Here is a 26,146-nt window from a genome sequence, read left to right on the forward strand (position 1 = left end):
TTTACGGCGTTTCGCCGCCGGCCTGGCGAAACGCCGCATCAATGTCCTGCGCCAGGTCCTGCCAGTCCTCCAGCCCCACATGCAGCCTCACCACCGGCAGGCGCGCGTCATGCCAGGACGAATGTTCGGCCAGACGGGAAGGCGCGGCAATCAGCGCCAGACTCTCATAGCCGCCCCAGGAGGCGCCAATGGCGAACAGCGTCAGCGCGTCCACAAAATCGGCGGCGAAGCGCGCATCGGCGCGACGGAAAGCGAACGACAGCAGCCCGTTGGCGCCGGTGAAATCCCGCTGCCACAGCCGATGGCCCGGATGGTCAGGCAGCGCCGGGTAAAACACCCGGCTGACCTCGGCATGCTGCTGTAAATGCGCGGCGATACGCAGCGCATTGCTTTGATGCTGGCGCATACGCACGCCCAGCGTACGTATGCCGCGCAGCGTCAGATAAGCGTCATCCGCGCCCACCGTCAGCCCTAAGGCATCGTGGCCGGCGCCGATACGGGCCGCCAGCTGCGCGTCATTGACCGTAACCACGCCCTGCATTACATCCGAATGGCCCGCCAGATATTTGGTGGCCGCCTGCAGCGTCACATCAGCGCCATGCCGCAGCGGCTGGAAGAAATAGCCGCTGCTCCAGGTGTTGTCGGAGACCACCAGTACGCCTTGTTCACGCGCCAGCGCCGCGAGAGCCGGGAAGTCCGTCACCTCGAACAGCAGCGAACCGGGCGACTCCAGATAAAGCAGGCGTGTATTGGGCCGGATCAGCGTGCGCAGGTCATCCCGTTCCGGCGAAAAATAGTCCAGCGTCACGCCGTAGCGCGCCAGCAAGGTACGATCGAGCATCCGCACCGGCGAATAGACGCTATCGGCAACCAGCACGTGGTCGCCGGGCTCGCACAGCGCGATAAACACCAGCGCAATGGCCGACAGCCCGGAGGGCGTCAACCATGAGCGATAGCCGCCCTCCAGTTGCGTAACCGCCTCCTCCAGCGCCTGGTGAGTTTCCAGCCCGTGGCGACCGTAGCTGGCGATCCGCTCGCCGTCCTGACGGCGCTGAGAATAGCGCGCCAGCGTGTCGACGCTATCAAAACGCACGGTGCTGGTGCGCACCACCGGAACATTGATCGGTCCGGCGCCGGGAACGGCCAGCTTAGGCGCGCCGCCGTGCACCAGTTGCGTATCCGGCCGCAATTGTACTTTTTTGTTCATCCGCTTTACGCCCGATTTTCTGAGGGTTTCATTTGCGTCGCATTGTAATTGGTCACCTTACCGGTCACCGGATCGATAGCCACCCGCCGCACCAGCGTTTCCAGCGGCTGACCATACAGGTGTAAATGGCGGGTCGGCCGCGTGCCGGTGACATGAATGCTGTGAATATCGTCCGGCAGAAAAGCCAGCGGCTCACCGGGCTGCACCACGACTTCGCGCAGCAGGCGCAGATCGGCCCGATCGGGCTGGCTGCCGTCATCAAAACGCTGATAAATACGGTTCAGCTCTTCGCCGTCAACGGCGGCGATCGCAGCCCAGGTGGTATGGTCATGCGGCAATGTGCTCTTGCCGGGCAGCAGCGAATTGAGGTACAGCGCCAAATCATTATCGCCATCCTGACTATTCAGGCGGTAACGCGTGGAAGATTCCACCGCTTCCGACGGCGGCGGGAAATCCTCAATATCGAAGAGTTCGTGCTGCCCGGCGAGCTGCGCCAGACGACGGGTCACCTGGTCCAGGATGGCGCGCGACAGCTCGCCCTGCGCCAGAATAGCGCGGATATCGGTTAACGCGGCGGTAACCGCTTGCTGACGCCGGGTAACGATTGTTTCTGCAGATGCCATGGTCTTTCTCCTGTTGCTATTGTTATATGTCTGCAGGCCGGCGGCGATCCCATGCCCCGCCCGCTACACGACAGAGCCGGGAGAGGCAAGCGGGAAACCGTCCCGCCCGCAGCCTGAAAAGGCAGAGCCGCAGGCTCTGCCGGCGATTAGGGTTTAGACAACCACACATCGGCCAGATTGCCTTCCACGCCATCCGCCGTGACCGAATGGTCATTCACCCTGCGGTTGTAGATCGTGATAAATTCGGGCGAAACCAGGCTGATATCCGGTAATTCCTGTCCGACAATCCGCTGGAAGCGCAGAAATTGCTGCGCGCGCCGCGCCGGATCGTTTTCGATCTGCGCCGCCTCCAGCAGTTGATCCACCTCGGGGTTGTGATAGTGCGAGGCGTTCGAGAACGGCACGCCCTTGCGGAAATTTTTGGACCAGTAGATGCGCTGCACGCCGACGGTCGGGTCGAACAAATTACTGTGCCCGTTAACGGTGAAGGCAAAATCCCGGTCGGTATACACCCGGCGAACAAAGGCGGACAGATCCTGCGAGCGCAGCGTGACGCCAATCCCGATTTTGGCCAGCGCGGAACGAATATATTCCGCCGTTTTGCGCAGATCTTCCGCTATCGGGTTATAGTCGAGCGTCACGTTGAAACGCACGCCGTTGGCGCCGCGTGGATAGCCGGCCTCGTCCAGCAGCGCGTTGGCCTGTTTAATATCGAAGGCATAGGGCGAAGGCGCGGCGTCGTGATATTCCGCGATACCGGGAGCAATCGGGGAAGTGCTCACTTTACCGAACCCCAGGTAGGCTACCTGCAAAATGACATTGCGATTAATGGCGTGCGCCACCGCCTGCCTGACGCGCAGATCGCGGAAATGTTGATCGTCCAGATTGAACTGCAACGAAGTCACATTATAGGAATAGCTGTTGCCTTTGGTTTCAAAACCCAACTGCGGCAACGCTTTCAGCCGCGCGATATCGCTCAACGCCACCGGCGAACGGTAGCCCAGTTCGGCATCTCCGGTTTCGAACGCCAGCGAGCGCGCGGCGGCATCAGGAATAAACCGCACCACCAGTTGATCGAGATAAGGGCGTGCCGGATCCCAGTAATGCGGGTTACGTTTATACAGGACATAACTGCCGCGCACCCACTTATCGAACACATAGGGCCCGGTGCCTATCGGCGCGCTATTGTTCGGATTGGTAAGCGCGTCTTTTCCCTCATACAGATGACGGGGCACAATGGGCGACTCCGCCGCCGCAAATGCTTTGATCAAATACGGCGCGGGTTTCGACAGCACAATCACCGCGGTGTTGGCGTCCGGCGTCTCGATGGCGGTCACATTGGCAAAGGTACTCGAACCGCGCGGATGCACTTTTTTCAGCAACTCGATGGACCATGCGACATCGGCCGAGGTGAAATCCTGACCGTCGTGCCATTTCACCCCTTTACGCAAATGAAATGTATAGCGGGTGCCGTCCGGGCTGATTTCCCAGGCGGTGGCCAGTTGGGGCTGAGGATTCAGCGCATAATCATAGCTGAGCAACCCTTCGGTCACTTTTGCGCTGACGCTCAGCGCCGGAGTGGCGACTGTCGTCAGCGCGATCAGCGCGGGCGGCTCATAGTTAAGAACCAAAGTCAGCGTGCCGCCACGCTGCGGTTGAACATCCGCCGCCTGGCCGGTGCTGGTCAACAACAGTAAAAACATCGCCGCCGTCGCGGGCCAAAACGCGGTAAAACGCAACATAAAAGCTCCCATACCGATTAATCCTGAATGATGTAGCCGTACAGCGTACGGGCAGCGTCAGCGCTGACTAACTCATTGTTAATATCCTGACGAAGGGCCGCCGGATCGCGCGAAGTGGGTTCCCCCAGCCCGCCGCCGCCGGGCGTTTCCACCACCAGGCGCTCGCCCGGCGGGATAGTCTGATGCCCCTTGCCGGACAGCGGCTGTCCCGATCCCAGGCTGACCCGTCCGCTGGCGCCATTTCCTCCACCGTCCGCCCCGCGCGCCGGGAATGTGATGCGATCCCAGGCGGCGCCCAGCGCCATCGGCGCCCCGCCGCCATGGGAGAGCTCAATCACCTGCCCCAGGCCGCCGCGATAGCGCCCGGCACCGCCAGAGTCCGGACGATATTCTTTACGCCAGAACACCACCGGGCTGATGGATTCCAGGATTTCCAGCGAGACGTTACGCACCCCGCTGGGGTAGGAGGTCGTGGACAGGCCGTCGATGCCAGGCCGGGCGCCGGTGCCGCCGGTTGAGAAGCTGGTGATGGAGAAACGAGGCTGCCGCAGGAAGTCGCCGGCGTCGAAACCGGGCAGAACGTGGCCGCCGGACAGCTGGATATTCCACAGGCAGGAAGCGCCTTCCGACGGAACCGCATTGGCTTTCGCCTGGCGCAGACAACCGAAGATGACATCCGGCAGCATCTGCCCGATGATATGGCGCGAAGTGACCGCGGCCGGATAAGGCGCGTTGAGGATCGAACCTTCCGGCGCCCTGACCTTAATGACCTCCAGCGAGCCGGCATTGTTCGGCACGTCGGCGCCAATCAGGCAGCGCACGCCAAATGAGCTGTAGGCGTCGGTATAGGCCTTGACCACATTTATCCCTTTCGCGACAAACGGCGAGGTGCCGTCGAAATCGATCTCAATGCCCTGTTCGCTTAAGGTCAGTGCGGCGCGCAGCAAAATCGGCGCATCATAGCCGTCGATCCACATCTCCGACTGCCAGCGTCCCGCCGGCCACTGACGCAGCGCGGCCAGCATCGCTTCGCGCGAATGCGCCAGAATATGTTCTCCCACCGCCTGCAGATCGTCGAGCGCGAACTCGTCCAGCATGGCGGTGAGCCGGCGCGCGCCCACGTCATTACAGGCCACCAGCGCCAGCACGTCCCCCTCCACCTGCTCGGGTTCGCGCACGTTGGCCTTAATAATGCGCAGCACCGTCTGATCCAGTCGGCCGGCCTGAATAAAGCGCAGAATCGGCAGGAACAGTCCCTCGTGATAGATCTGGTGACCGTCGGGGCCCGGCCCCAGTCCGCCGATATCTACAACGTGCAGGGTCGAGGCGAACAGCGCCACGCTTTTTCCCCGCAGGAAGACGGGCGTCACCATGGTGATGTCATATAAATGGCCGGTGCCTTTCCACGGGTCGTTGGTCAGGAACACATCGCCCGGCGCCATATCGGACAGCGGAAATTCGCGCAGAAAGTGTTTTACCGACTCGGCCATCGAGTTAACGTGGCCCGGCGTACCGGTGACCGCCTGGGCGATCATGCGGCTGTCCGGCAAAAATACGCCGGCGGACAGGTCGCCCGCCTCACGGGTCGAGGTGCCGAAGGCGGTGCGGATCAACACCTGCGCCTGCTCTTCCACCACGGAAATCAGGCGATCCCAGATCACCTGATACTGAATAGCGTTCAGACTCATGCGCGTGCTCCTTCGGTTTTCTCTTCTTCCAGCAGCAGGTGCCCCTGCGCCGTCTGCCAGGCGATGAAACCATCATCCACCACGGTGGTGGTTTCCGCCTCGGTAATCAGGGCCGGTCCGCGGATAACGACCTGCGGCGTCAGCTCGCTGCGGACAAAAACCGGCACCGGCACCGGCGCGGATCGATCCGCCAGCAAGACCGCGCGCCGCGCGCCGCCCTCCTCCGGCGCCGGCACGCTGCGCGGCGCGCTCGCCGGATGCCCCTCCACCACTGCGCTCAGCGTACTGACCGTAACCGTCCAGCTAATCGCTTCCACGGCCACGTGATCCAGACTGCGGCCGTACAGCTGGCGATAGACGGCGGTAAAGCGCCGCCGCAGCTCGCCGACCGCATCGGCCGTCAGCGGGCCGTCCGGCAGACTGACCGGAACCTCATGTCCCTGACCGGCATAGCGCAGATAAACCAGACGCTGCAGAGCCAGCGGCGCCTCGCCGCTGGCCTGGCGGACGATATCGCGCGCCTGACGCTCCAGCTCGCCAAGCACCTGGTCGACGGCCTGATGATCAATCCCCTCCAGTTGCTGATAGAAGCTGCGCACCGCCTGGTAGGCGATCGGCGCCGACAGGAAGCCGAGCGCCGAACCGACGCCGGCGGAGCGCGGGACCACCACGCGCCGGATGCCCAGCTTGCGGGCCAGCCGGGCGGCGTGCAGCGGCGCGGCGCCGCCGAAAGCCACCAGGGTGTAGTTCTCTACCTGTTTGCCTAACTCGGTGGCATGCACCCGCGCCGCGTTGGCCATATTTTCCGCCACGATTTCCGTAACCGCCTGCGCCGCCAGATCGGCGCTTAACGCCAGCGGCGCGCCGATTTGCCGCTCGATCGCCTCGGCAGCCAGACCGGGGTTGAGCGTAATCTTGCCCTGCGCGAAGCTCGCCGGATCGATCACGCCGAGCTGCACATTGGCGTCGGTGATGGTGACCTGCGTTCCGCCGAGGTCATAGCTCACCGGGCCAGGCTGTGAGCCGGCGCTATCGGGCCCGACCTGCACCCGACCCAGCGTATCGATACGGGCGATCGAGCCCCCGCCGGCGCCGATTTCCACCATTTCGATCACCGGGATCCGGACCGGCAGCCCGGACCCCTTCTGGTAGCGGTGCACGCGGCCGAATTCAAAACTGCGCGAAATCTGCGGCTGATAGTCGTCGATAAAACAAATTTTGGCGGTCGTGCCGCCCATATCGAACGACAGCACCTTCGGCGTCCGCAGTTGCTCGCCGATCAGCCGCGCCAGGATCGCCCCGCCGGCCGGGCCGGACTCGACCAGCCGCACCGGCTGGCTGATGCCGGTGGCCAGCGTGGTGATCCCGCCGCCGGAGGTCATTAAGAACAGCGGCGCATTGAGCCCCCTGTCGGACAGAATCCGCTCCAGCCGCGTCAGATAGCCCGACATTAGCGGCTGCACATAAGCGTTGGCGCTGGCGGTGGACAAACGTTCGTATTCTCGAATCTCCGGGCAGACATCGCTGGACAGCGTGATGGTCAGATCCGGCAGATGCTGACGCAGTATTTCCGCCGTCCGCCGCTCGTGAACGGGATTAGTGAAGCTCTGCAAATAGACGATGGCGACGCTTTCGATCTCCTGCTGCTTCAGCGTCTGCGCCAGCTGATGCACCGCCGCTTCATCCAGCGGCAGCAGGACTCGCCCCTGAGCGTCGATGCGTTCGGCGATACCGAAGCGCCAGCGCCGCGCCACCAGCGGCGCCGGCTTATGCAGAAAGATGTCGTACTGGGCAAAGCGGTCCTCAAGGCCGATTTCGACCAGATCGCGAAATCCACGCGTGGTGATCAGCGCGGTGCGCGCGCCCTTACGTTCGATCAGCGCGTTGGTCGCCAGCGTCGTGCCCAGAATAACCAGATCGACATCCGCCAGCGTGCGGCCGGCCCGATGCAGGACTTCCTGCGCGCCGTCCAGTACGCCGCGCTCGGGGGAGTCGATGGTGGTCAATACTTTGGTGGTAAAAGGTGTATCGCCGTCCAGCAGCACAACGTCGGTAAAGGTGCCGCCGACATCCACCGCCAGTCGGCGTTTATCGTTTATTTCGCCCGGTAAAGACATGCAAATTCCTTAAAAAATGGTCATAACCCGGTAAATTTCAGCGTGCAGCGTCCCGGCGACCGAAATATTCCGGCCGCATAGTCACGTCAGGTGACGGGATAAGGGAAAGAAACAACTCCGCTACAATATGAAAAATGACAGGGACAGCCTGAGTAATTTCATTATTTGATTTCCATTTACTAATATCTGCGCCCGTCTGACTACTGACTTTTTATAATTAGCTTATCCATTAAGCGCATGGCTTTTTTTTCGCTAAGCTATGCCAACAAATTGATTAACTTTATCGGGTGCGGGCGGAGTGGGAATCATTCGCTCTGTCAGGAATATATTTGAGCATGGCTTAGCGCGACCGGTGATAAAACGGCAAGGCGAACGCCAGCGTAACCGTTTCCCGGCCGCCGCCGGGATAACGGAGAGAAACGATACGCGCGAGGCGTGGATTTAGCCGTCGGTATCCGGCAGCGGAATATCGCCGCTGAAATCCGGCACCTGATAGCCGCGCTGAACGGCGGGTCGGCCGGCCAGACGCAAATACCAGTCGCGCACATGGGGATAGGCGTTCAAATCGATACGATGGTAGTGAAAGCGGGCGACCCACGGCCACAGCGCGATATCGGCAATCGAGTAGTCGTCCTCCACCGTCTGGCGCCCGGCGAGGTGCTGGTTCAGCACGCCGTACAATCGTTCTGCTTCGGCGTGATAACGCTGCTCACCATAAGCGGATTTGCCGGGAAAGTAGTGCAGAAAATGATGCGCCTGGCCGAGCATCGGACCGAAACCGCTCATCTGCCACATTAGCCATTGCAGGGTACGATAGCGCCCGGCGCCGTGCGGGGCGAGCAGACGACCGGCCTTATCCGCCAGATAAATCATAATGGCGCCGGATTCCATCAGCGCCAGACCGTTATCGTTATCGACAATCGCCGGAATTTTACCGTTGGGACTGATCGCGCGAAACGTATGCCGGTGCTGCTCGCCCTTGCCGATATCGACAGGATGGACCCGATAAGGCAGCGCCAGCTCTTCCAGCAGAATCGAAATTTTGCGCCCATTGGGCGTGTTCCAGCTGTAGAGATCGATCATGCGCTGACCTTCCGCGCATCGGCCAACAGAGGATGCTGGCGCAGCACGCCGGCCAGCCGGGCGATTCCCGTACGAATCTGCTCTTCGCTCTCCAGTGCGAAACACAGGCGCAGCCAGTTTTGCGCCGCGTCGCCGTCGACCGCCCAGTCCGGGCCGGGATTAAAGGCGACGCCTACGGCCGCCGCCGGCGCAACCAGCGTGCGCGTGTCTATCCCTTCCGGCAGCGCCAGCCAGAGAAAAATACCGCCTTTCGGCAGCCACAACCTGACGCTGTCGCCCAGTTCCTCCTGCACCGCCGACGTCAGCACCGCCAGCTTACGCGCCAGAGTCGCGCGCAGCCGGCTAAGATGCGCATCAAAGTGGTTGGAAAAATATTCGGCGATGATGATCTGATCGAGCGCGCCGGTGCCGCCATCCGATTTCAGCGACGCCAGCTGGCGCAAAATAGCCGGCGCCGCGCTGATATAGGCCACGCGCACCGCCGGGGCCAGCGTTTTGGAAAACGAACTGACGTGAATCACCTGCTCGGGGCTCAGCGCGTACAGCGCCGGCGGCGTTTCATCGCCCGGCCAGACGATATCGGCGTAACATTCATCTTCGACAATCAGCGTACGGTAACGGGCGGCCAGCGCCAGCAGCTGACGCCGCCGCGCCAGCCCGAGGATCGCGCCGGTCGGATTCTGCACGGTCGGAATGGTATAGATAAACTTCGGCGTCACGCCGCGCTGCGCCAGCTTTTCGAGGATGGTTTCCAGCGCATCGATGCGTATTCCTTCTTCATCGAGCGGTATGCCGACGATATTCGCCTGGCGTCCGCGCAACTTGCGCAGCGCCCCGGCGTAGGAGAAGGCTTCCACCAGTACCGTATCGCCCGGCGTCAGCAGCAAATCACTCACCAAATCCAGCGCCGGTCCGGAACCGGAGGTAATGAGAATATCGTCGATATCCGCCGTGATGCCGCGCGTCGCCAGCTTCTGGCTGACAAAACGGCGCAGGTTCTCGTTGCCCTGCGGCCCGTGGCCCTGATTGTAAATCGCCAGGCTGCGCCCTTCGCGCCGGATGGCGCTCTGCGCCGCGTCGACCAGATCCTCCAGCGGAATCAGCTCCGGCGCATTATGCCCGGCGTTAAAGGTAAATTCCGCCATACCCTGCCAGACAGGCGCAGGATCGGGCAGACCGGTGCGAAACAGCGAGCGGGGATCGAACGATACGGTACTCATGTTTTTATTCCTGAATAGCTGCGAATATGTGTTCTTATAACAATGGATATTTTTCTCACAACTAAATATAAAAGCTATTAAATTGCGCTTGCCGAATAACGTCGGGCGACGGCGCTAAAGAGAACGCGCGCCGGCGAAAGGATTTAGAGACGCAGGTCAATAATGCCGATACGCCGGGTATATTTAATTTAAGACTAATAAAAGGTGAATTAAGCATTTCGCTTTCACCTTTTATTTTCTTTTAATTAGCCTGGTGTCTTTTGATTTTAATTTCGTCCGCAGAGGGAGCAGGCCAGCCCGCCGCCGGACTTGCCGCCGGGAATAACCTGCCGTTATCGTCACGCGTTGCCTCATACCGCCCGCCACGGCACGGCCGGTCGCCCGGTTCCGTCGGAATACCTACAGGAGATTGCTTTATGGTGTCTATGCCGCTAACTGTCCAGGACATACCGCAGGCGAACACCGCCCGGCCCCTGGTGCGAATTCATGATGTCCACCTGACGCTGGGCAATACCCCGGTGCTGCAGGGCATCGATCTGCAGGTCTCGCAGGGGGAAGCCCTGACCATCATCGGCCCCTCGGGTTCGGGCAAGTCGTCGATCCTGCGCTGCATCAACGGATTGGTCACGCCGCACCAGGGAGAGATTTTCATTGGCGATACCGGCGTACATCAGTTGAAAAATGAAAGCGAACGCATCGCCCTGCGTAAACGCATTGGTTTTGTTTTCCAGCAATACAATCTTTTCCCTCACCTTACGGTGCTGGAAAACCTGATGATTGCGCCCATCCGTATTCTGCGTCAGCCTAAAGAGCGGGTGAAAGCGCGCGCCATGGCGTTGCTGGCCCGCGTGCGGCTGGAAAACAAAGCCAACAGTTACCCCGGCGAACTCTCCGGCGGGCAGCAGCAGCGGGTGGCCATCGCCCGAACGCTGACCATGGACCCGGAACTGGTGCTGTTCGATGAGGTGACCTCGGCGCTGGATCCGGAAACCGTCGGCGAAGTGCTGGCGGTGATCCGCGAGCTGATTGGCGAAGGTATGACCTGCATCCTGGTCACCCATGAAATGCGCTTCGCCCAGGAGGTCAGCGATCGCGTCGTGTTTACCGAGCACGGCCGCATTATGGAGCAGGGCACGCCGGAACAAGTATTTCGGCATCCGCAGAATCTGCGCACCCATGCCTTTATCAACGCGTTGAGCGGCTGAAAGTTCGGGCGACGAGTTTCCACCATGTCTGCATCTGTTATCGCGCGGACATCCGACTGCCTGCGGGCACGACGGATGTCCGCTCATCGCCGGCGCGCGCATGGGTTATGCCCGCCGCCGTTTCCTGCCTGGAGAGTATCATCGTATGACACTATGGATAGACGCCGCCACGCTAAAAGCCTGGCAGCATGACGGAGAGCCGCTGGCGCTGCTGGACGTGCGCGAAGCCGGTCAGTTCGGCGCGGGCCATCTGTTGCTGGCCGCGCCGGTCGCCTATAGCCGGCTCGAACTCCGGGCCTGGTCTCTGCTGCCGACGGTCGATCTGCGCGTGGTTCTGTATGCCGACGGCGACGCGCTGGCCGAACGCGCCGTCCGCCGTCTGCGGGACATCGGCTTTACCCGCGTCGCGGCGTTGCGCGGCGGCGTCGACGCCTGGCAGGCGGCCGGTTATCGCCTGTTCGCCGGCGTCAACGTCCCCTCCAAAGCCTTCGGCGAATGGGTGGAGCAGCAGTCGGCCACGCCCCATATTTCTGCGCAGGATTTACATGCCTGGCAGCGGCAGGGCCTGCCGTTCACGCTGCTGGACGGGCGCACGCTGCAAGAGCATCAACGCATGTCCATTCCGGGTTCCGTCGGCTGCCCGAACGGCGAGCTCACGTTACGCTGGCGCAGTCTGGTCGACGATCAGACGACGCCGGTGGTGATCCACTGCGCCGGACGCACGCGCAGCATCATCGGCGCCCAGACGCTGCGCGACCTTGGTCTGCCGAATCCGGTCTATGCGCTGGAAAACGGCACCCAGGGCTGGTTTTTAGCCGATCTGCCGCTTGAGCATGGCAATAACCGGCGTTTTGACATCGACGTCAGCGCCAGCCACCGGCAATCCGCCAGACAGGACGGCGCCCGGCTGGCCCAACGTTTTGCCATCCCTGTTCTGAGCGCGGCGCAGGCGCAGAACTGGCTGCGCGACCCGACGCCGCCCGTTTACCTGTTTGATATCCGCACCGCGGAAGAATTCGCCGCCGGCAGCGTCGCGGGGGCCGTACATGCGCCCGGCGGCCAGCTGCTGCAGGAAACCGATCGCTGGGTCGCCGCGCGGCCGGCCAGAATCATTCTGCTGGATAATGCTGATGGACGCGCCGCGGTGATCGCCAGTTGGCTGCAGCGGATGGGCTTTCAGGCCGCGACGCTGGCGCAGCCGGTGGAGGAACTGCGCGTGCTGTCCGGCTGGCCGCGTAAAGAGACCTTTGCATTAGCGCCGCTGCCTGTCGTCACCCCGGAGCAGCTCAATGCGCAACGACACGACCCGGCTCTGCGCATCGTGGATATCCGCCCCAGTGCGGATTTCAACGTCGCCACGCTGCCCGGCGCGCGCTGGAGTTCGCGTCCGCTGGCGCAGCGCCTGCTCGACGACCTGCCGTCGGCGGTCAACCGGCTGGTCCTGCTGGCGAGTCATCCCGACGATGCGGCGCTATGGCGGGCCGAGCTGTCGCCGCGCGCGCCGACGCTATCCGTACTATCCGGCGGTATCGATGCCTGGCAGGCCGCGGGGCTGCCTGTGCTTGCCCCCGCAACGCCGGTGCCGGATGCCCAGCGCATCGACTTTTTGTTCTTTACGCACGACCGTCATCAAGGGAACAAAGAGGCCGCCCGTCAGTATCTGGCCTGGGAGCAGGCGCTGCTGGAGCAGTTGGATGAAAAGGAACTGGCGGCGATTACCGGCCAGCCGCTGCCCCGGAGCGGGCGGGTCGTCGGCCAGAGCAATCGCCCTGCAGAGACGGCGAAACCACAAGCGCGGTGAAGAAAAGCAAAATCGCAGGCAAAAAAAAAGCAGCGAGTTATAAAAACTCGCTGCCTATCGTATCTTGTCGCCCGGCCCGCGATCGCAGCGGACATTGCGTAATAATGGTCGGCGAGAGAGGATTCGAACCTCCGACCCACTGGTCCCAAACCAGTTGCGCTACCAAGCTGCGCTACTCGCCGTGATACTATCTGTTAATTTGTGTGGTGCGAAGAGAGGGACTTGAACCCTCACGTCCGTTAAGACACTAACACCTGAAGCTAGCGCGTCTACCAATTCCGCCACCTTCGCATACTCACAAATTTAAATCTGGGGTGGCTAATGGGACTCGAACCCACGACAACTGGAATCACAATCCAGGGCTCTACCAACTGAGCTATAGCCACCATATACCACTTTACAGCTTGCACTACGTTGACGCGGTACTTCCTTACGGGGTAAATGTACCACCGCAGCTCTTGCACACAACTTAATGGTGCGCCCGACAGGATTCGAACCTGAGACCTCTGCCTCCGGAGGGCAGCGCTCTATCCAGCTGAGCTACGGGCGCATAGCGCCGTTGCGGGTGGGGATAGTACGGATTTAATGAAAGGCTGTCTAGTGCTTTTTTACTGAAATGATGCGTTTGCTTATGCTTTGCTCATTTAACAGCGAAAACAGCCATTCTTCCGCTCCCCACCCCCGGCCAACGCTACGCCGACGCTTTCTCAGCCTGCTTTTTACCCAGCCCCAGCACAATATAGATGCCGCTGACCACCGCAAGGAAGATCACGCCGACGGTCAGCGACATGCGCGTATCGCTGTTAAAAGACATGCCGACCAGTACGCACAGCAGGAAAGCCATGGTCAGATAATTCACCCAGGGAAACAGGATCGACTTAAACGGGTGGCTGGCCAGCGCCTTGCGGTGCTTCTCGCGAAAACGCAGTTGGCTAATCAACACCACAAACCACGGAATCATACCCGGCAGCACGCTGGCGCTGTACACATAGACAAACACCTTTTCCGGCTGAGGAATAATGTAGTTGAGCAGAGAGCCGGCGATCAGACACAGAATGGATACCATTACCCCCGCCGCCGGCACGCCGCGCGCGGTCACTTTACCGATCCAGGCCGGCAGTTGCCGGTTGTTGGCCAGCGAATAGAGCATTCGCCCGCAGCTGTACATGCCGCTGTTACAGCCCGACAGCGCGGCCGTCAGCACCACAAAGTTAATAATGCCCGCCGCCGCGGTGATGCCGATTTTAGCGAAGGTCAGCACAAACGGACTGCCGGTGGTGCCAATCTCATTCCACGGAAAGATGGTGATAATTACCAGGATCGCCCCGACGTAAAAAATCAGGATGCGCCACAGAATATTATTGATCGCGCGGCGGAGCGTAACCTGCGGATTTTTTGCTTCGCCGGCGGTAATGCCCACCAGCTCCACGCCCTGGTAGGACGCCACGACCAGGCACAGCGCGAACAGCAGCCCCTTCCAGCCGCCGGCGAAAAAGCCGCCGTGAGCCGTCAGGTTGGCGAAGCCGGTCGCATGGCCATGGTTGCCGAAACCAAAGAAAATCACTCCGGCGCCGACCGCAATCATCGCCACGATGGTGGTGATTTTAATCATCGCGAACCAGAATTCGATCTCGCCATACAGCCGCACTGCGGCCAGGTTGGCCAGCGCCACCAGCGAAACCGCGGCGATAGCCGGGATCCACTGCGGCAGTTCCGGGAACCAGTACTGCACGTACACGCCAATCGCGGTGATTTCGGAAATCCCGACCGCCATCCACATAAACCAGTAGCCCCACGCCGTCAGGTAGCCGAAGAACGGTCCCATGTATTTATGCGCGTAGACGGCGAACGAACCGGCCACCGGCTCCACAAACAGCATTTCGCCCATTGAGCGCATAATAAAGAAGACGAAAATCCCGGCGACGATATAAGCCAGCAGAACCGACGGCCCGGCCCACTTCAGCGCGCTGGCCGCGCCCATAAACAGTCCGACGCCGATGGTGCCGCCCAGCGCGATCAGCTCAATGTGCCGCGCCTCGAGACCCCGGTGGAGCTTCTGTTGTTCCTTTTCTCCTGACATAAATTCCTCTGTCCTGTCTTAATAGCCATTCCGGCAACGCCGGTGATATAAACAATAAACGCCGCTATGCGGAATAGCGGCAAACGAACGAATTCCTGACGGCTCAGACGGCGCGAACGAAAGCAACCCGACGCGACCGCAGCCCGGGAAATGAACGGCGTCAGGCCGCCGACACAGTCAGTCTCAGCGCGCGCGGCCCGACGGTCCAGACCTGCAGAAGACGTTGTCGGCAACCTCGTATCGCGGTTTTATCGGGTATGCGCCGCCCTTGCCCGGCAACAGCGGCTGCAGCGAAAAAACCAGGCACTAAGGCGTGAAGACACACGAAAGCGGATGGAAAAGCATCAACTGGAGTACATACTGCGCGGGGAACTACCGTGCTGTATCGCTGCCGGGCCGACGCATACCGGACTCAACCCAGGGCGGAATGATAAAAGATTTTTCATCGGAGTGCGGCATTTTGTTGCAATTTTACTCTGCGGCGCGCCCTAAAGACGACCGCAATAATGCCAGCCTAGATATTTTAACAAGCGAATCTGCCGCGTGATGCGGCCGGGTTGCGCCAGCAGGCGATACAGCCATTCCAGCCCCAGATTTTGCCACGCCAGCGGCGCGCGCTTCACGTGGCCGGTAAACACATCGTACGTGCCGCCGACGCCCATATACAGCGCATCAGGATAGATCTGACGACAATCACGGATCAGTATTTCCTGGCGCGGCGACCCGAGCGCGACAGTCACGATCTGCGCCCCGCTGTCCCACACCTGCTCAAACAGCGTCTGACGCTGCGGCGCCGCGAAATAGCCGTCCTGGCTGCCGACAATGTTCACCCCCCACTGCGCGCGCAGCTTCGCCGCGGTTTGATCCAGCACCTCGGGCTTGCCGCCGATCAAAAACACCGGCGTCCCCAGTTGCCCGGCCCGCTGCATCAGCGCTTCCCACAGATCGGCGCCGGCGATGCGCGCCACCTGCGCCTGCGGATATTTACGCCGGATAGAGCGCACAATGCTGATGCCGTCCGCATACTTGTATTCCGCCGCGTCGAGCAACGCGCGCAGCGCCGCGTCGTTTTCCGCGCTCAACACCTTCTCCGCGTTCATGGCGACCAGCGCGCCGCGCTTTACCGCCGCGCCGGCAAACAAATAGTCGATAAACTGCGCCTGGTGACGAAAGCCCCGAATACTGAAACCGCGAATATCGTACTGCGGAATGGTCTCTTGCTTACTCATTCGGTTATCCCTGAAGGCAGGCCCGGCGTCGGCTCGGTCTGCGACGCACGCGCGGAACCGCTTTCCTGCGGCGCGCCGGTCAGCCGCGGGCGGATCAGGCCGACGCTGTCCAGCAGCCAGTACAACAATTTGGCCAGCAGCAGGCACAGGCCGAACACCAGACAAAAAAACACCACCCGCGACACGAACGCATCAAGCCCTTCGCGCGCCAGCACAATGATGTTGAACACCGCGCCGAAACAAAAGCTCTGCAGAATGGCCGCCGTGTAGCGGTTGCGCGTATTTTTACCGCGCTCGTACAGCCAGTCAAACCACTTCACGATCAGCCCGACGACGACGGCGCCGAGCGGAATAAACAGCACGCCGCCCATCACCACCAGCGACCCCAGCAGCGTGGGCGAAATCGCCAGGCCGGAATGGTTGTTAAGCACTTCCCAGGTGAAGTAGTTGGCGCTGTTCAGCACCAGATTAGGCCGCTCCGGCCACAGCCAGCCGGGAATAAATACGTAGAAATCGCGTATAATCGGCGCCAGTCCCTGAAAATCGATCTGGTCGTAGTTCTGCCACAGCAGCGCCAGATTTTCCCACGGCGAGAAGGTATCGCGCGTCAGGTACAGAAAGGTGTAAAAGGCTTCGGCCCCGCTGACGTCCAGACCGTAGCGTTTGAGCGCCAGCCAGAACATGCCCACCACGCCCAGCGCGCCGGCCGCCATCAGCATCCACAGCGTGATCCAGCCGCGCACAATGCCGATAAACAGAAACAGCGCAAACGCAATGATGATATTGGCGCGCGTACCGCCGACGATCATGTAGGTCAGTACGCCGAACGCCGTGGTGGCGAGCAAAAACAACAGCCAGGCGCGCCAGCTTTGCTGCAGGAAATAGACCACCAGCATAGCCGGAATAAAAAAATAGAAGAAACGCTTCAGGGCCACGCCGGAAACATCGCTGGAAAATATCTGGCTGTAGGCGCGCAGCTTAAACAGCAGAAACCCGTTATGCAGGAAGAACACCATCACCGTGCCCAGCGCCACCAGCGCCAGCAACAGCCAGGTCAGGTGGGTTTCCACCCGGTTCATGTTCAACCCGTCGGGTGCGTTAAACGCCGTCGGCCGACGCAGACGGGTCTTGTAGCTGACGTGATAAACGGCGTAGAACACGGTGGCGGACAGCATCGCCTGCAGCAAATAAGGCGCCGGCGGCGTCTCCACGCCGAATCCGAACGCCAGCAGACAGGTAAACGGAAAGCCGAAGTAGAAAGTCAGGAGATACAGCAAAGAAAACAGGACGTTAAAATTAAAACGCACGCGCCGGAACGCCTGCCACGTCAGCGACAGGATAAAACCCACCGAACATAGCCAGACGACCAGCAGCCCGCCCAATTCACCCGGCGTCATAATGACTCCTCCGCGGCCAGCGTCAGCGCGCGCCGCCAGCCGTCCAGATAACCGGGATAAAAGAACGCGATCCGCTGTTTATCCACGCTGGCCAGCTGGCGCTGCGCTTCACGCACCAGCGCCTCATTCAGTTCATCGCCATAGAACAACACCGGCAGTTGCTGCTCCGTGACATCCTGCCAGAACGGATTCTGCCGACTGAGGACAAAAGGCACGCCAGACTGAATCAGCAGACACAGGGTGCCAATCCCCTGCTGGCGGTTAAAGATAAAGTACCCCAGATCGCAGGTGCGCAACAGATTAAGATAATCGTCGAAGGCCAGTTGCTCCGTCAGAATGTGCAAATTTTTCACGCTGAACCAGCGCAATCCGGCTTCTCGCACCCGGCGGATATAGTCGTCGTTGCCGGCCGGGTAGCCCATCGGCACAATCACCCGCACGTCGGCGCCGAACTGGCGGTGTATCGCCTGCAGCGCCTCAATATGTCGGTTGGTGCGGTCGCCGGAGTTGCCGACCAGAATAGTCATCGGCCCGGCCGCCGGCCGGCTGGTCCGCATCGCGCTCAGTTCGGGATTCATACGCGTGGGGAAATAGAGCAACGAGGCCGGCACGGCCGGGTGACGCAGCCGATAGTGACTCAGATCGCCGCGCGTGGCGAAAACGTGCCCGACCCGCCCCTGCGCCAGCCGGCGCAGCAGATAAAACAGCCGGAAACGCCAGCTGGCGGAATCCTCGTACAGATCCGCACCCCACACATGCCAGCAGGCCTGGGAGGGACGGATTTTACCGCTCAGCAGCGCCAGCCAGATCGTCACGTTGAACTGGCCGTGGAAGAAGAAGCGCGCGCCGCGATCGGCGCGCGCGCGCGCAATCACCGCCTGCGCCAGCGTTTTTTTATCCGGCCAACAGGAGACGGTCAACGCGGGGAAATCGCCCAGCGCTGCGGTATCCCGCGCCGCCACCATAAACTGGCCGGCCCGGCCGTCCGGCGAGCGGGGCGCCAGTTGATCATTAAAAAAGCGCAGTACCGTCTGGTTATGGTGCGGGATGTCCGAACCCAGAACATGAATCAGTGTCGTCATACTCGCCTGCGATAAAGAATGAAAACGCCGCAACACAGCGCAAAATAGAGTACGTAGGTCGCCATATAGGCCTGCGCCGCGCCCAGGGCGCCGTGCTGCGGGATCAGCCAGTGGGAAAAACCGGTCAACAGCAGAAACTGGCTAACCTCGGTCAACAGATAAAAGCGCAGCGCCGCTTTGGCGATTACCAGGTAACCGAACACATACGCGCCGACCTTGAACACATCCCCCACCAGTTGCCAGGCGAACAGATCGCGCATGGCGGTGAACTGACTGGAAAACAGCAGCCAGATGGCGACATCGCGCAGCAACCAGACCAGCAGCCCAACGCCCGCGACGGCCGGCAGGACAAAGCGCAGCGAACGCATGATCTCCTGCGCGATCGCTTTTTTGTCGGTCAGGCGCGACAGCGTCGGCAACAGCCAGACGCTGAATGACGCGGTAATAAATTGCAGCCAGGCGTCGGAAATACTGCTGACGCCCTGCCAAATCCCCACGTCATCCCAGCTATAGTGGGCCGCCAGCAGGTTACGCATCATAATGTAGGCTACCGGCAGCGTGGCCGAGGTCATCAGCGCCATCAGAGTGAATTTCGCCAGCCGGCCGGCCATCGCGCGTTCCCAGCACAGCCGGAGATACGCGCGCGGGAAAGGCATCCTCCGCAGCACCAGCCAGCCGGCGGGCAGCAGCGTCAGCGCCGGCACCAGCGCCAGCCCGGCCAGCGCGCCGCGATAGCCGCCCAGAGAAAAGCACAGGTAATAGGCCAGCACGCCAATCAGGCTGCCGACGACAATCGCCAGCGCATTGCCCAGCGCGTCGCGGTAGCCTTTCAGGATCGCCAGCAGCAGGTTGGCGCCGGCGATACCCATCTGGATAAACGCCAACGCCCGAATCACATCCCGATAATCGTCATGACCGAACAGCGCCACGCCAATCGGTCCCGCCGCCAGCAAGAAAATCAGCGCCAGCAGCGTGGAAAAAACGAGCACCATCGCCGCCGAGGTGCCCAACAGCGCGCGCAGCTGTTCGGGCTGGTGCTGATATTCGGCCACATATTTGGTCACGCCGTTGAATATGCCGGCGCCGGCCAGTACGCCCAGCACCGTAATCAACTGGCGAAAGTTGCCCGCCATCCCGACGCCGCCGGGGCCGAACGAGACCGCCAGCAGTTTAACCACCAGCAGGCCGGCCGCGATTTTGACCAGGGTTGAACCGGCCGTCCAGAGAGACGCTTTTGCCAACGACATATCAGATAAAAAAGCCCAGTACGCTGTTAATCACCGTGCGCTGATTTACATCCGCCAGGTTGTAAAACAGCGGCAGGCGCACCAGACGCTCGCTTTCCTGAGTGGTATAGCGATCTTCCCCGACAAAACGGCCGAAGCGCTCGCCGGCGGGGCAGCTATGCAGCGGGATGTAATGGAATACCGTCAGGATTTCGGCTTCCTTCATATAGCTGATGAACGCGTTGCGGTCGTCCATGTCGCGCAGTTTGATGTAAAACATGTGGGCGTTATGGCTGCACTCCGCCGGCATCTGCGGCAGCGTGATGCGGCCGGCCTGCGCCAGCGGCTGGAAAGCGTCGTAATAGCGCTGCCACAGCTGCAGTCGGCGCCGGTTGATAGCGATGCCCGCCTCCAGCTGCGCCCATAAATAGGCCGCCTGAATATCGGCCATCAGATAACTGGAGCCGATGTCGCGCCAGGTATATTTGTCCACCTGGCCGCGGAAGAACTGACTGCGGTTGGTGCCTTTTTCGCGCACGATCTCCGCCCGTTCGATCAGCGCGGCGTCGTTGATTAGCGTGGCGCCGCCCTCGCCGCCGGCGGTGTAATTCTTTGTTTCATGAAAACTAAAGCAGCCGATGTGGCCGATCGAACCCAGCGCCCGTCCCTTATAGTTCGACATCACGCCCTGCGCGGCATCTTCCACCACAAACAGCTGATGTTTCTGCGCCAGCGCCATGATGGTATCCATCTCGCAGGCGACGCCGGCGTAATGGACCGGTACGATGGCCCGCGTCTTTTCCGTAATCGCCGCCTCGATCTTGCTTTCGTCGATATTCAGCGTATCGGGACGAATATCGACGAAGACAATCTTCGCGCCGCGCAACACAAACGCGTTGGCGGTGGAAACGAAGGTATAGCTCGGCATAATTACTTCATCGCCGGGCTGAATATCCAGCAGGATGGCGGCCATTTCCAGCGAGGCGGTGCAGGATGGCGTCAACAGCGCCTTCCTGCAGCCGGTGTGATGCTCCAGCCACTGCTGGCAGCGGCGGGTAAAGCCGCCGTCGCCGCATAGCTTGCCGCTGTTCATCGCCGCCTGCATATAGTCAAGTTCAGTCCCGACGATCGGGGGTGCGTTAAACGGAATCATCTGTTCACCTGTATAGCCAGTAGGCGGTGCCGTCGATCACGGCGCCGCTGCGAATATAGAGACGTAATGCCGCCACATTGCTGATTTGCGTCGCCACCCGCAGGCGAACGATGCGCCGTCGGCGGCACCAGGCCACGGCCGCCGCCATCAGCCGATCGCCGCAGCCGCCGACGTGCGGCCAACTGGCCAGCAGGCCGATGCGCGCCTCCTCCTGCTCCAGCTGGCGTAGCGTCACGAAACCCAGCGGCCGACGTGCGCGATCTTCCAGCAACAGACACTGGTGATCGAAGGTGCCGCGCACCGCGTTTTCCACCCACTGCGCGTAAAAGCGCCCGCTGTCCTGCGGCCGGTACCAGGGCGCGCGAAAACGGCTGAGCGCGATACGCGTGGCCGCCACCGCCCGCAGCGCGGCGATATCCGCATCCTGCGCCACGCGCAACCCGTCGTCATGCGGCGCGCCATCGACCGACGGCGTCAGCGTCAGACACAAATCGACTTCGCTCTCCGCCAGCCGGAAACCCAGACTGGCCAGCTCATCGGCCAGATCGAGACGTTCAGCCGGAATTTTAGCCTGCACCAGCGGCCAGGCCGCCAGCGCCTGCGGCGTAAGCGGCGCGGCGTCGGGCGAAAAATCCAGCCGGGCGCTGGGGCGCTGAAAAAACGCGCTCTCCCAGCTCAGTTCGCCCAGGCCGGCGTTAATCGTCACCGGGACAGCCCCAGACGCTCGCCGGCGTAGGAGCCGTCCTGCACGCTGCGCCACCAGGCTTCGTTATTCAGATACCACAGCACCGTCTTACGCATGCCGCTTTCAAAGGTTTCCTGCGGGCGCCAGCCCAGCTCGCGTTCGATCTTGCCGGCGTCGATGGCGTAGCGCATATCGTGGCCCGGCCGGTCGGCGACCCAGGTGATCAGATCGCGATACTGCCGCACGCCGACCGGCTTACTGGACGCGGCCAGCTCTTCCAGCAGGTCGCACAGCGTATGCACCACTTCAATGTTTTTACGCTCATTGTGGCCGCCGATATTGTAGGTCTCGCCCGGCTGGCCGTGGTTCACCACGGTATACAGCGCCCGAGCGTGATCTTCGACAAACAGCCAGTCGCGAATCTGGGCGCCGTCGCCGTACACCGGCAGCGGTTTGCCGGCCAGCGCGTTGAGGATCATCAGAGGGATCAGCTTTTCCGGGAAGTGATAAGGCCCGTAATTGTTCGAACAGTTGGTCACCAGCGTCGGCAACCCGTAAGTCCGCAGCCAGGCGCGCACCAGATGGTCGCTGGCGGCCTTCGACGCGGAATAGGGGCTGCTGGGCGCGTAAGGCGTGGTTTCGGTAAACAGATCGTCCGTACCGTGCAGGTCGCCGAACACTTCGTCGGTGGAGATATGGTGGAAACGGAACGCCGATCGGGCGCCCTCCGCCAGCGTCAGCCAGTAGTGGCGTGCGGCCTCAAGCAGAGTATAAGTACCGACGATATTGGTATCGATAAAGGCGGCCGGCCCGTCGATCGAGCGATCGACATGGCTTTCCGCCGCCAGATGCATGACCGCATCCGGCTGCCAGCGGCTAAACACGCGATCGAGCTCGGCGCGATCGCAGATATCCACCTTTTCAAAGGCGTAGCGCGGACTATCGGCCACCGGCGCCAGCGACGCCAGATTGCCGGCATAGGTCAGATTATCGACCACCACTACGCTGTCTTCCGTCGCGCCAATGATATGGCGCACCAGCGCCGAGCCAATAAAGCCGGCGCCGCCGGTAATCAGGATTCGTTTCATCGCCATACCCCTTTGGTGTCCACCACCCAACTTTGCGTAATTTCTTCCGGATCCACAGCCTTAAAGGCGCGGTGGTCCACCAGCATCACCAATACATCGGCGTCGCGCAGCGCGCTCGTCGTATCCACCAGCGTCACCTGCCCTTCCAGCGCCGCCGGCAAGCGTTCGATATTGGGCTCGACCGCCAGCGTCTCTCCGCTGTGCCAGCGGGCGATCATGTCCACGATCCCGACGGCCGGACTTTCGCGCAAATCGTCGATATCCGGTTTAAAGGACAGGCCAAAGCAGGCGATGGTCACCTCGCTGGCGCGCCGGTCGCTCTCGGCCAGACAGTCTGCCACCGCCGATTTAACCTGGTCGACCACCCACAACGGTTTGCCGTCGTTCACCAGCCGCGCGGTATGAATCAACCGCGCCTGCTGCGGATTTTGCGCCACGATAAACCAGGGATCGACCGCAATGCAGTGCCCGCCCACGCCAGGGCCGGGCTGCAGGATATTGACCCGCGGATGACGGTTGGCCAGGCGAATCAGCTCCCACACGTTGATGCCCTGCTCGGCGCAGATCAGCGACAGCTCGTTGGCGAAAGCGATATTCACGTCGCGGAAGCTATTTTCCGTCAGCTTACACATCTCCGCAGTGCGCGAGTTGGTAATCACGCATTCACCTTCAAGAAATATTTTGTACAGTTCGCTGGCGCGTTCCGAACAGCGCGGCGTCATCCCGCCGATCACCCGGTCGTTTTTTATCAGTTCTTCGACCACCTTGCCGGGCAGCACCCGCTCCGGACAGTAGGCGATATTGATGTCGGCCTCTTCGCCGGCGTGCTGAGGAAAGCGAAGATCGCGGCGCGCCAGCTCCAGCCAGTGCGCCAGTTGCTCGGTGGTGCCCACCGGCGAAGTGGATTCCAGAATCACCAGATCGCCCGCTTTCAGCACCGGCGCGATAGACTCCGCCGCCGCCCGCACGTAGCTGAGATCCGGCTCGTGATCGCCTTTAAACGGCGTCGGGACGGCGATCAGGAACGCATCGGCCGCGACCGGTTTAGCCAACGCCTGCAGATACCCGTTTTCCACCGCGACCTTCACCAACGCGCCCAGCTCAGGCTCTACGATGTGGATCGCGCCGCGGTTAATGGTGTCCACCGCGTGTCGGTTCACATCCACGCCGACCACCTTTTTCCTGCGCGACGCAAAGGCCGCGGCTGTGGGCAGGCCGATGTAACCCAACCCGATAACGGAAATCGTTTCAAAACTCATAGTTTCACCTGACGTTTTTTAAAGCATCAATAATTCGCTGACAGGCATTCCCATCGCCATAAGGGTTATGTGCCCGGCTCATCGCCTGATACTCATCATCATGGGTCAGCAACCGGGACACCTCAGACAGAATCTTCTCCACGTCGGTGCCCACCAGCCTGACCGTTCCGGCTTCCACCGCTTCCTGCCGCTCGGTCGTATCGCGCATCACCAACACCGGTTTACCCAGCGACGGCGCCTCTTCCTGAATCCCGCCGGAGTCGGTCAGGATGATCCAGGCCCGGTCCATTAAATACACAAAGGGCAGATATTCCTGCGGCGCAATCAACACCACGTTATCAATCCCGCTCAGGATACGGTTCACCGGCTCGCTGACGTTCGGGTTGAGGTGCACCGGATACACCACCTGAACATCGGGATGGCGGCGGGCGATCTCCGCCAGCGCGCTGCAGATTCGCTCAAAACCGCCGCCAAAGCTCTCGCGCCGGTGGCCGGTGACGAGAATCATCTTTTTATGCGCATCCAGGAAGCCATAGCGCGCATCCAGCTGAGCGCGCAACGTCTCATCGCGCAGAATGCGATCGCGCACCCAGAACAGCGCATCGATCACCGTGTTGCCGGTGACGAAGACATACCTGTCAGACAGATGTTCGCGCAGCAGGTTCTCCCTGGCGTAGGCGGTTGGCGCAAAATGATACATCGCCAGATGGCCGGTCAGTTTACGGTTAGCCTCTTCCGGCCAGGGGGAATACAAATCGCCGGTGCGCAAGCCCGCCTCGATATGGCCGACCGGAATGCGCTGATAAAAAGCCGCCAGACTGGTGGTCAGCGTGGTGGTGGTATCGCCATGCACCAGCACCACGTCGGGTTTGAACGATTCCAGCACCGGCTTTAGCCCGGCCAGAATACGGCAGCTAATCTCGGTCAGCCCCTGGCCGGGCTGCATAATATTTAAATCGTAATCAGGGGTAATCGCGAAAAGGCGCAGCACCTGGTCCAGCATCTCGCGATGCTGGGCCGTGACGCACACTTTCGCCTCAAAGGCTTCATCCTGAGCCAGGGCATGAACCAGCGGCGCCATCTTAATGGCTTCGGGCCGGGTGCCGAAAACAGTCAACACTTTCACTGTGGATCTCTTTTTATCAGGTTAACCGCAGACCAGCTCTGCGAATCAGATATCAATCGGTCGCGGGCGGCCGATTAGCGAGGACGCCTGACCAGCGCCACGCCTGCGCCGATAACGGCGCCGATCGCGCCCCACATCACCATGAGGAACAAGCGGCGAGGGCTATCGCGCTTCACCGGTTCTTCCGGCGTACGCAGATAACGATAGGTCTGGAAACGGTCTTCCAGTACCGGCCCCACATTCAGCGTCGCCAGCATAGCGCGGTTCTGATCATAATCGAGCTCGTAGTGCGGGCCGCTGGCCTGCAGCGACTCCAGACGCGCCTGTAGCATCGGCCGCCCCAGCAAAAACAGTTCGGAATCCGGCAGCTCATCCGAGGGCGCGCTGGTCTGATTACGGCTGATGCCCTGCTGCTGAGCGATTTTCAGCGCCTGCTCCACGCTGCGCATATCGCGCTCGTAAATGGCCCGCGCCACCGCTTCCTGGCGTTTCACCTGCGATTTCATAAAGACGGTGCGCGCCGCCCAGGCGCCGCGAATCTCTTCGTTCAGGTGGCCGGCGGCGCGCTGACTGGCGAAAGCGGTGTACTGCCGCAACAACGTATTGGCCGCCGTAGCCGAATCGGCCACCAGCCTGACGCTGTCATTGGTTTTTTTGGCTTCGTCGCGCGGCGTGAACTGAATATTATTGGTCAGCTCATCCAGCAGCGCGGCATCGGCCTTCGCCTCGCCGCTCTGATGCTGCTTATAGTAATCGCTCTGCAGCCAGAAATCGCGGCGCGTGTCGTAGGCCGCCAGCTGCATGATGAACTCCTGGTAGGCGTCTTCAGAGATTGACGGCCGCGCCGTCGCCGGCGTGGAGAAAGCCTGCGCATCCAGATTACGCAGGAACTGCTGCTGCGAATAGTAGCCGCCCAGCATGTTCACCGTGGGTTTATCGGTAATCGCGGTCGCGCTCCACTTCTGCTCGGCCACCAGCGACCAGGCGAACGCCGCCAGCGCAAAGCCCAGCACGAACGCGACGATGTAGATTTTCCCCCGCCACAGCGCGCTAAACAGACCACGAATATCCAGTTCGTTTTCCACGGACAGATCGTTGCCCACCGGCTTGTTCTCTGATTTCATTACTTCCCCAA

General features: G+C 61.1%; 20 protein-coding genes and 4 tRNA genes. 2 read left to right on the forward strand and 22 right to left on the reverse strand.

Annotated elements, in window-relative coordinates; translation table 11 throughout:
* Window position 1 precedes the first annotated feature (1 nt).
* The 7 genes from metC to FJU30_RS21945 form a co-directional block, all read right to left on the reverse strand.
* Complete coding sequence (gene metC / locus FJU30_RS21915) at window positions 2–1,207, reverse strand: cystathionine beta-lyase (protein ID WP_150437105.1); 1,206 nt, start codon at window positions 1,205–1,207, stop codon at window positions 2–4.
* A 5-nt stretch (window positions 1,208–1,212) separates the two neighbouring features.
* Window positions 1,213–1,830 (reverse strand): cysteine dioxygenase family protein, encoded by a 618-nt coding sequence (locus FJU30_RS21920; protein ID WP_150437106.1) that lies wholly within the window; start codon window positions 1,828–1,830, stop codon window positions 1,213–1,215.
* 146 nt (window positions 1,831–1,976) lie between these two features.
* Window positions 1,977–3,584 carry an ABC transporter substrate-binding protein gene (locus tag FJU30_RS21925; protein WP_223881665.1) on the reverse strand — a complete coding sequence of 536 codons (1,608 nt, stop codon included), beginning with the start codon at window positions 3,582–3,584 and terminating at the stop codon, window positions 1,977–1,979.
* Between the two features lie 5 nt (window positions 3,585–3,589).
* Entirely contained in the window at window positions 3,590–5,260 is a 1,671-nt protein-coding gene (locus FJU30_RS21930; RefSeq protein ID WP_150437107.1) for a hydantoinase B/oxoprolinase family protein, read from the reverse strand.
* Window positions 5,257–7,377: a hydantoinase/oxoprolinase family protein gene (locus FJU30_RS21935; protein ID WP_150437108.1), complete on the reverse strand. Its 2,121-nt coding sequence runs from the start codon at window positions 7,375–7,377 to the stop codon at window positions 5,257–5,259. Before FJU30_RS21935 ends, FJU30_RS21930 begins: the two co-directional genes overlap by 4 nt.
* A 441-nt stretch (window positions 7,378–7,818) precedes the next feature.
* Window positions 7,819–8,460 (reverse strand): glutathione S-transferase family protein, encoded by a 642-nt coding sequence (locus FJU30_RS21940; RefSeq protein WP_150437109.1) that lies wholly within the window; start codon window positions 8,458–8,460, stop codon window positions 7,819–7,821.
* Window positions 8,457–9,680: an aminotransferase-like domain-containing protein gene (locus tag FJU30_RS21945; protein ID WP_150437110.1), complete on the reverse strand. Its 1,224-nt coding sequence runs from the start codon at window positions 9,678–9,680 to the stop codon at window positions 8,457–8,459. Before FJU30_RS21945 ends, FJU30_RS21940 begins: the two co-directional genes overlap by 4 nt.
* A 416-nt stretch (window positions 9,681–10,096) precedes the next feature.
* Between FJU30_RS21945 and FJU30_RS21950 the strand changes: the two genes are divergently transcribed.
* Complete coding sequence (locus FJU30_RS21950; protein ID WP_150437111.1) at window positions 10,097–10,885, forward strand: amino acid ABC transporter ATP-binding protein; 789 nt, start codon at window positions 10,097–10,099, stop codon at window positions 10,883–10,885.
* Window positions 10,886–11,030: 145 nt separating this feature from the next.
* Window positions 11,031–12,686 (forward strand): rhodanese-like domain-containing protein, encoded by a 1,656-nt coding sequence (locus FJU30_RS21955; protein ID WP_150437112.1) that lies wholly within the window; start codon window positions 11,031–11,033, stop codon window positions 12,684–12,686.
* Between the two features lie 105 nt (window positions 12,687–12,791).
* Here FJU30_RS21955 and FJU30_RS21960 read toward each other — a convergent pair.
* The 15 genes from FJU30_RS21960 to wzzE form a co-directional block, all read right to left on the reverse strand.
* Window positions 12,792–12,868: transfer RNA gene (locus FJU30_RS21960), tRNA-Pro, on the reverse strand.
* Window positions 12,869–12,890: 22 nt separating this feature from the next.
* Window positions 12,891–12,977 (reverse strand) — tRNA-Leu (locus FJU30_RS21965).
* A 19-nt stretch (window positions 12,978–12,996) separates the two neighbouring features.
* A tRNA-His gene (locus FJU30_RS21970) sits at window positions 12,997–13,072 on the reverse strand.
* 87 nt (window positions 13,073–13,159) lie between these two features.
* A tRNA-Arg gene (locus FJU30_RS21975) sits at window positions 13,160–13,236 on the reverse strand.
* Window positions 13,237–13,377: 141 nt separating this feature from the next.
* Window positions 13,378–14,766 carry a bifunctional threonine/serine APC transporter ThrP gene (gene thrP / locus FJU30_RS21980; protein ID WP_150437113.1) on the reverse strand — a complete coding sequence of 463 codons (1,389 nt, stop codon included), beginning with the start codon at window positions 14,764–14,766 and terminating at the stop codon, window positions 13,378–13,380.
* A 488-nt stretch (window positions 14,767–15,254) separates the two neighbouring features.
* Window positions 15,255–15,995 (reverse strand): lipopolysaccharide N-acetylmannosaminouronosyltransferase, encoded by a 741-nt coding sequence (gene wecG / locus FJU30_RS21985; protein WP_150437114.1) that lies wholly within the window; start codon window positions 15,993–15,995, stop codon window positions 15,255–15,257.
* Window positions 15,992–17,392: an ECA oligosaccharide polymerase gene (gene wzyE / locus FJU30_RS21990; protein WP_150437115.1), complete on the reverse strand. Its 1,401-nt coding sequence runs from the start codon at window positions 17,390–17,392 to the stop codon at window positions 15,992–15,994. The genes wecG and wzyE overlap by 4 nt, the downstream gene beginning before the upstream one ends.
* On the reverse strand, window positions 17,389–18,474 hold the full coding sequence (locus FJU30_RS21995) for a TDP-N-acetylfucosamine:lipid II N-acetylfucosaminyltransferase (protein WP_150437116.1): 1,086 nt from the start codon (window positions 18,472–18,474) through the stop codon (window positions 17,389–17,391). Before FJU30_RS21995 ends, wzyE begins: the two co-directional genes overlap by 4 nt.
* Entirely contained in the window at window positions 18,471–19,721 is a 1,251-nt protein-coding gene (gene wzxE, locus FJU30_RS22000; RefSeq protein ID WP_150437117.1) for a lipid III flippase WzxE, read from the reverse strand. Before wzxE ends, FJU30_RS21995 begins: the two co-directional genes overlap by 4 nt.
* A 1-nt stretch (window position 19,722) precedes the next feature.
* Entirely contained in the window at window positions 19,723–20,853 is a 1,131-nt protein-coding gene (rffA, locus tag FJU30_RS22005) for a dTDP-4-amino-4,6-dideoxygalactose transaminase (protein ID WP_150437118.1), read from the reverse strand.
* Window positions 20,854–20,857: 4 nt separating this feature from the next.
* Window positions 20,858–21,559, reverse strand: coding sequence for a dTDP-4-amino-4,6-dideoxy-D-galactose acyltransferase (gene rffC / locus FJU30_RS22010; RefSeq protein ID WP_150437119.1), 702 nt, complete (start codon window positions 21,557–21,559; stop codon window positions 20,858–20,860).
* A complete protein-coding gene (rffG, locus tag FJU30_RS22015; RefSeq protein WP_150437120.1) occupies window positions 21,556–22,626 on the reverse strand; it encodes a dTDP-glucose 4,6-dehydratase in 1,071 nt (356 codons plus the stop codon). Before rffG ends, rffC begins: the two co-directional genes overlap by 4 nt.
* Window positions 22,623–23,885, reverse strand: coding sequence for a UDP-N-acetyl-D-mannosamine dehydrogenase (gene wecC, locus FJU30_RS22020; RefSeq protein ID WP_150437121.1), 1,263 nt, complete (start codon window positions 23,883–23,885; stop codon window positions 22,623–22,625). Before wecC ends, rffG begins: the two co-directional genes overlap by 4 nt.
* 4 nt (window positions 23,886–23,889) lie before the next feature.
* On the reverse strand, window positions 23,890–25,011 hold the full coding sequence (gene wecB, locus FJU30_RS22025) for a non-hydrolyzing UDP-N-acetylglucosamine 2-epimerase (protein WP_150437122.1): 1,122 nt from the start codon (window positions 25,009–25,011) through the stop codon (window positions 23,890–23,892).
* Between the two features lie 74 nt (window positions 25,012–25,085).
* Entirely contained in the window at window positions 25,086–26,135 is a 1,050-nt protein-coding gene (gene wzzE, locus FJU30_RS22030; RefSeq protein ID WP_150437123.1) for an ECA polysaccharide chain length modulation protein, read from the reverse strand.
* Window positions 26,136–26,146: the final 11 nt, after the last annotated feature.

It is taken from the genome of Affinibrenneria salicis, from assembly GCF_008710095.1.

Excerpts from the sequence above, each read along its gene's own strand:
- FJU30_RS21955 (WP_150437112.1), top strand. The coding sequence starts at position 11,031 with ATGACACTATGGATAGACGCCGCCACGCTAAAAGCCTGGCAGCATGAC.
- FJU30_RS21935 (WP_150437108.1), bottom strand. The coding sequence starts at position 7,377 with ATGTCTTTACCGGGCGAAATAAACGATAAACGCCGACTGGCGGTGGAT.
- rffG (WP_150437120.1), bottom strand. The coding sequence starts at position 22,626 with ATGAAACGAATCCTGATTACCGGCGGCGCCGGCTTTATTGGCTCGGCG.
- FJU30_RS21930 (WP_150437107.1), bottom strand. The coding sequence starts at position 5,260 with ATGAGTCTGAACGCTATTCAGTATCAGGTGATCTGGGATCGCCTGATT.
- rffA (WP_150437118.1), bottom strand. The coding sequence starts at position 20,853 with ATGATTCCGTTTAACGCACCCCCGATCGTCGGGACTGAACTTGACTAT.
- wzxE (WP_150437117.1), bottom strand. The coding sequence starts at position 19,721 with ATGTCGTTGGCAAAAGCGTCTCTCTGGACGGCCGGTTCAACCCTGGTC.
- FJU30_RS21920 (WP_150437106.1), bottom strand. The coding sequence starts at position 1,830 with ATGGCATCTGCAGAAACAATCGTTACCCGGCGTCAGCAAGCGGTTACC.
- FJU30_RS21950 (WP_150437111.1), top strand. The coding sequence starts at position 10,097 with ATGGTGTCTATGCCGCTAACTGTCCAGGACATACCGCAGGCGAACACC.
- metC (WP_150437105.1), bottom strand. The coding sequence starts at position 1,207 with ATGAACAAAAAAGTACAATTGCGGCCGGATACGCAACTGGTGCACGGC.
- thrP (WP_150437113.1), bottom strand. The coding sequence starts at position 14,766 with ATGTCAGGAGAAAAGGAACAACAGAAGCTCCACCGGGGTCTCGAGGCG.
- wzyE (WP_150437115.1), bottom strand. The coding sequence starts at position 17,392 with ATGACGCCGGGTGAATTGGGCGGGCTGCTGGTCGTCTGGCTATGTTCG.
- FJU30_RS21940 (WP_150437109.1), bottom strand. The coding sequence starts at position 8,460 with ATGATCGATCTCTACAGCTGGAACACGCCCAATGGGCGCAAAATTTCG.
- FJU30_RS21925 (WP_223881665.1), bottom strand. The coding sequence starts at position 3,584 with ATGGGAGCTTTTATGTTGCGTTTTACCGCGTTTTGGCCCGCGACGGCG.
- wzzE (WP_150437123.1), bottom strand. The coding sequence starts at position 26,135 with ATGAAATCAGAGAACAAGCCGGTGGGCAACGATCTGTCCGTGGAAAAC.
- wecG (WP_150437114.1), bottom strand. The coding sequence starts at position 15,995 with ATGAGTAAGCAAGAGACCATTCCGCAGTACGATATTCGCGGTTTCAGT.
- wecC (WP_150437121.1), bottom strand. The coding sequence starts at position 23,885 with ATGAGTTTTGAAACGATTTCCGTTATCGGGTTGGGTTACATCGGCCTG.
- FJU30_RS21995 (WP_150437116.1), bottom strand. The coding sequence starts at position 18,474 with ATGACGACACTGATTCATGTTCTGGGTTCGGACATCCCGCACCATAAC.
- FJU30_RS21945 (WP_150437110.1), bottom strand. The coding sequence starts at position 9,680 with ATGAGTACCGTATCGTTCGATCCCCGCTCGCTGTTTCGCACCGGTCTG.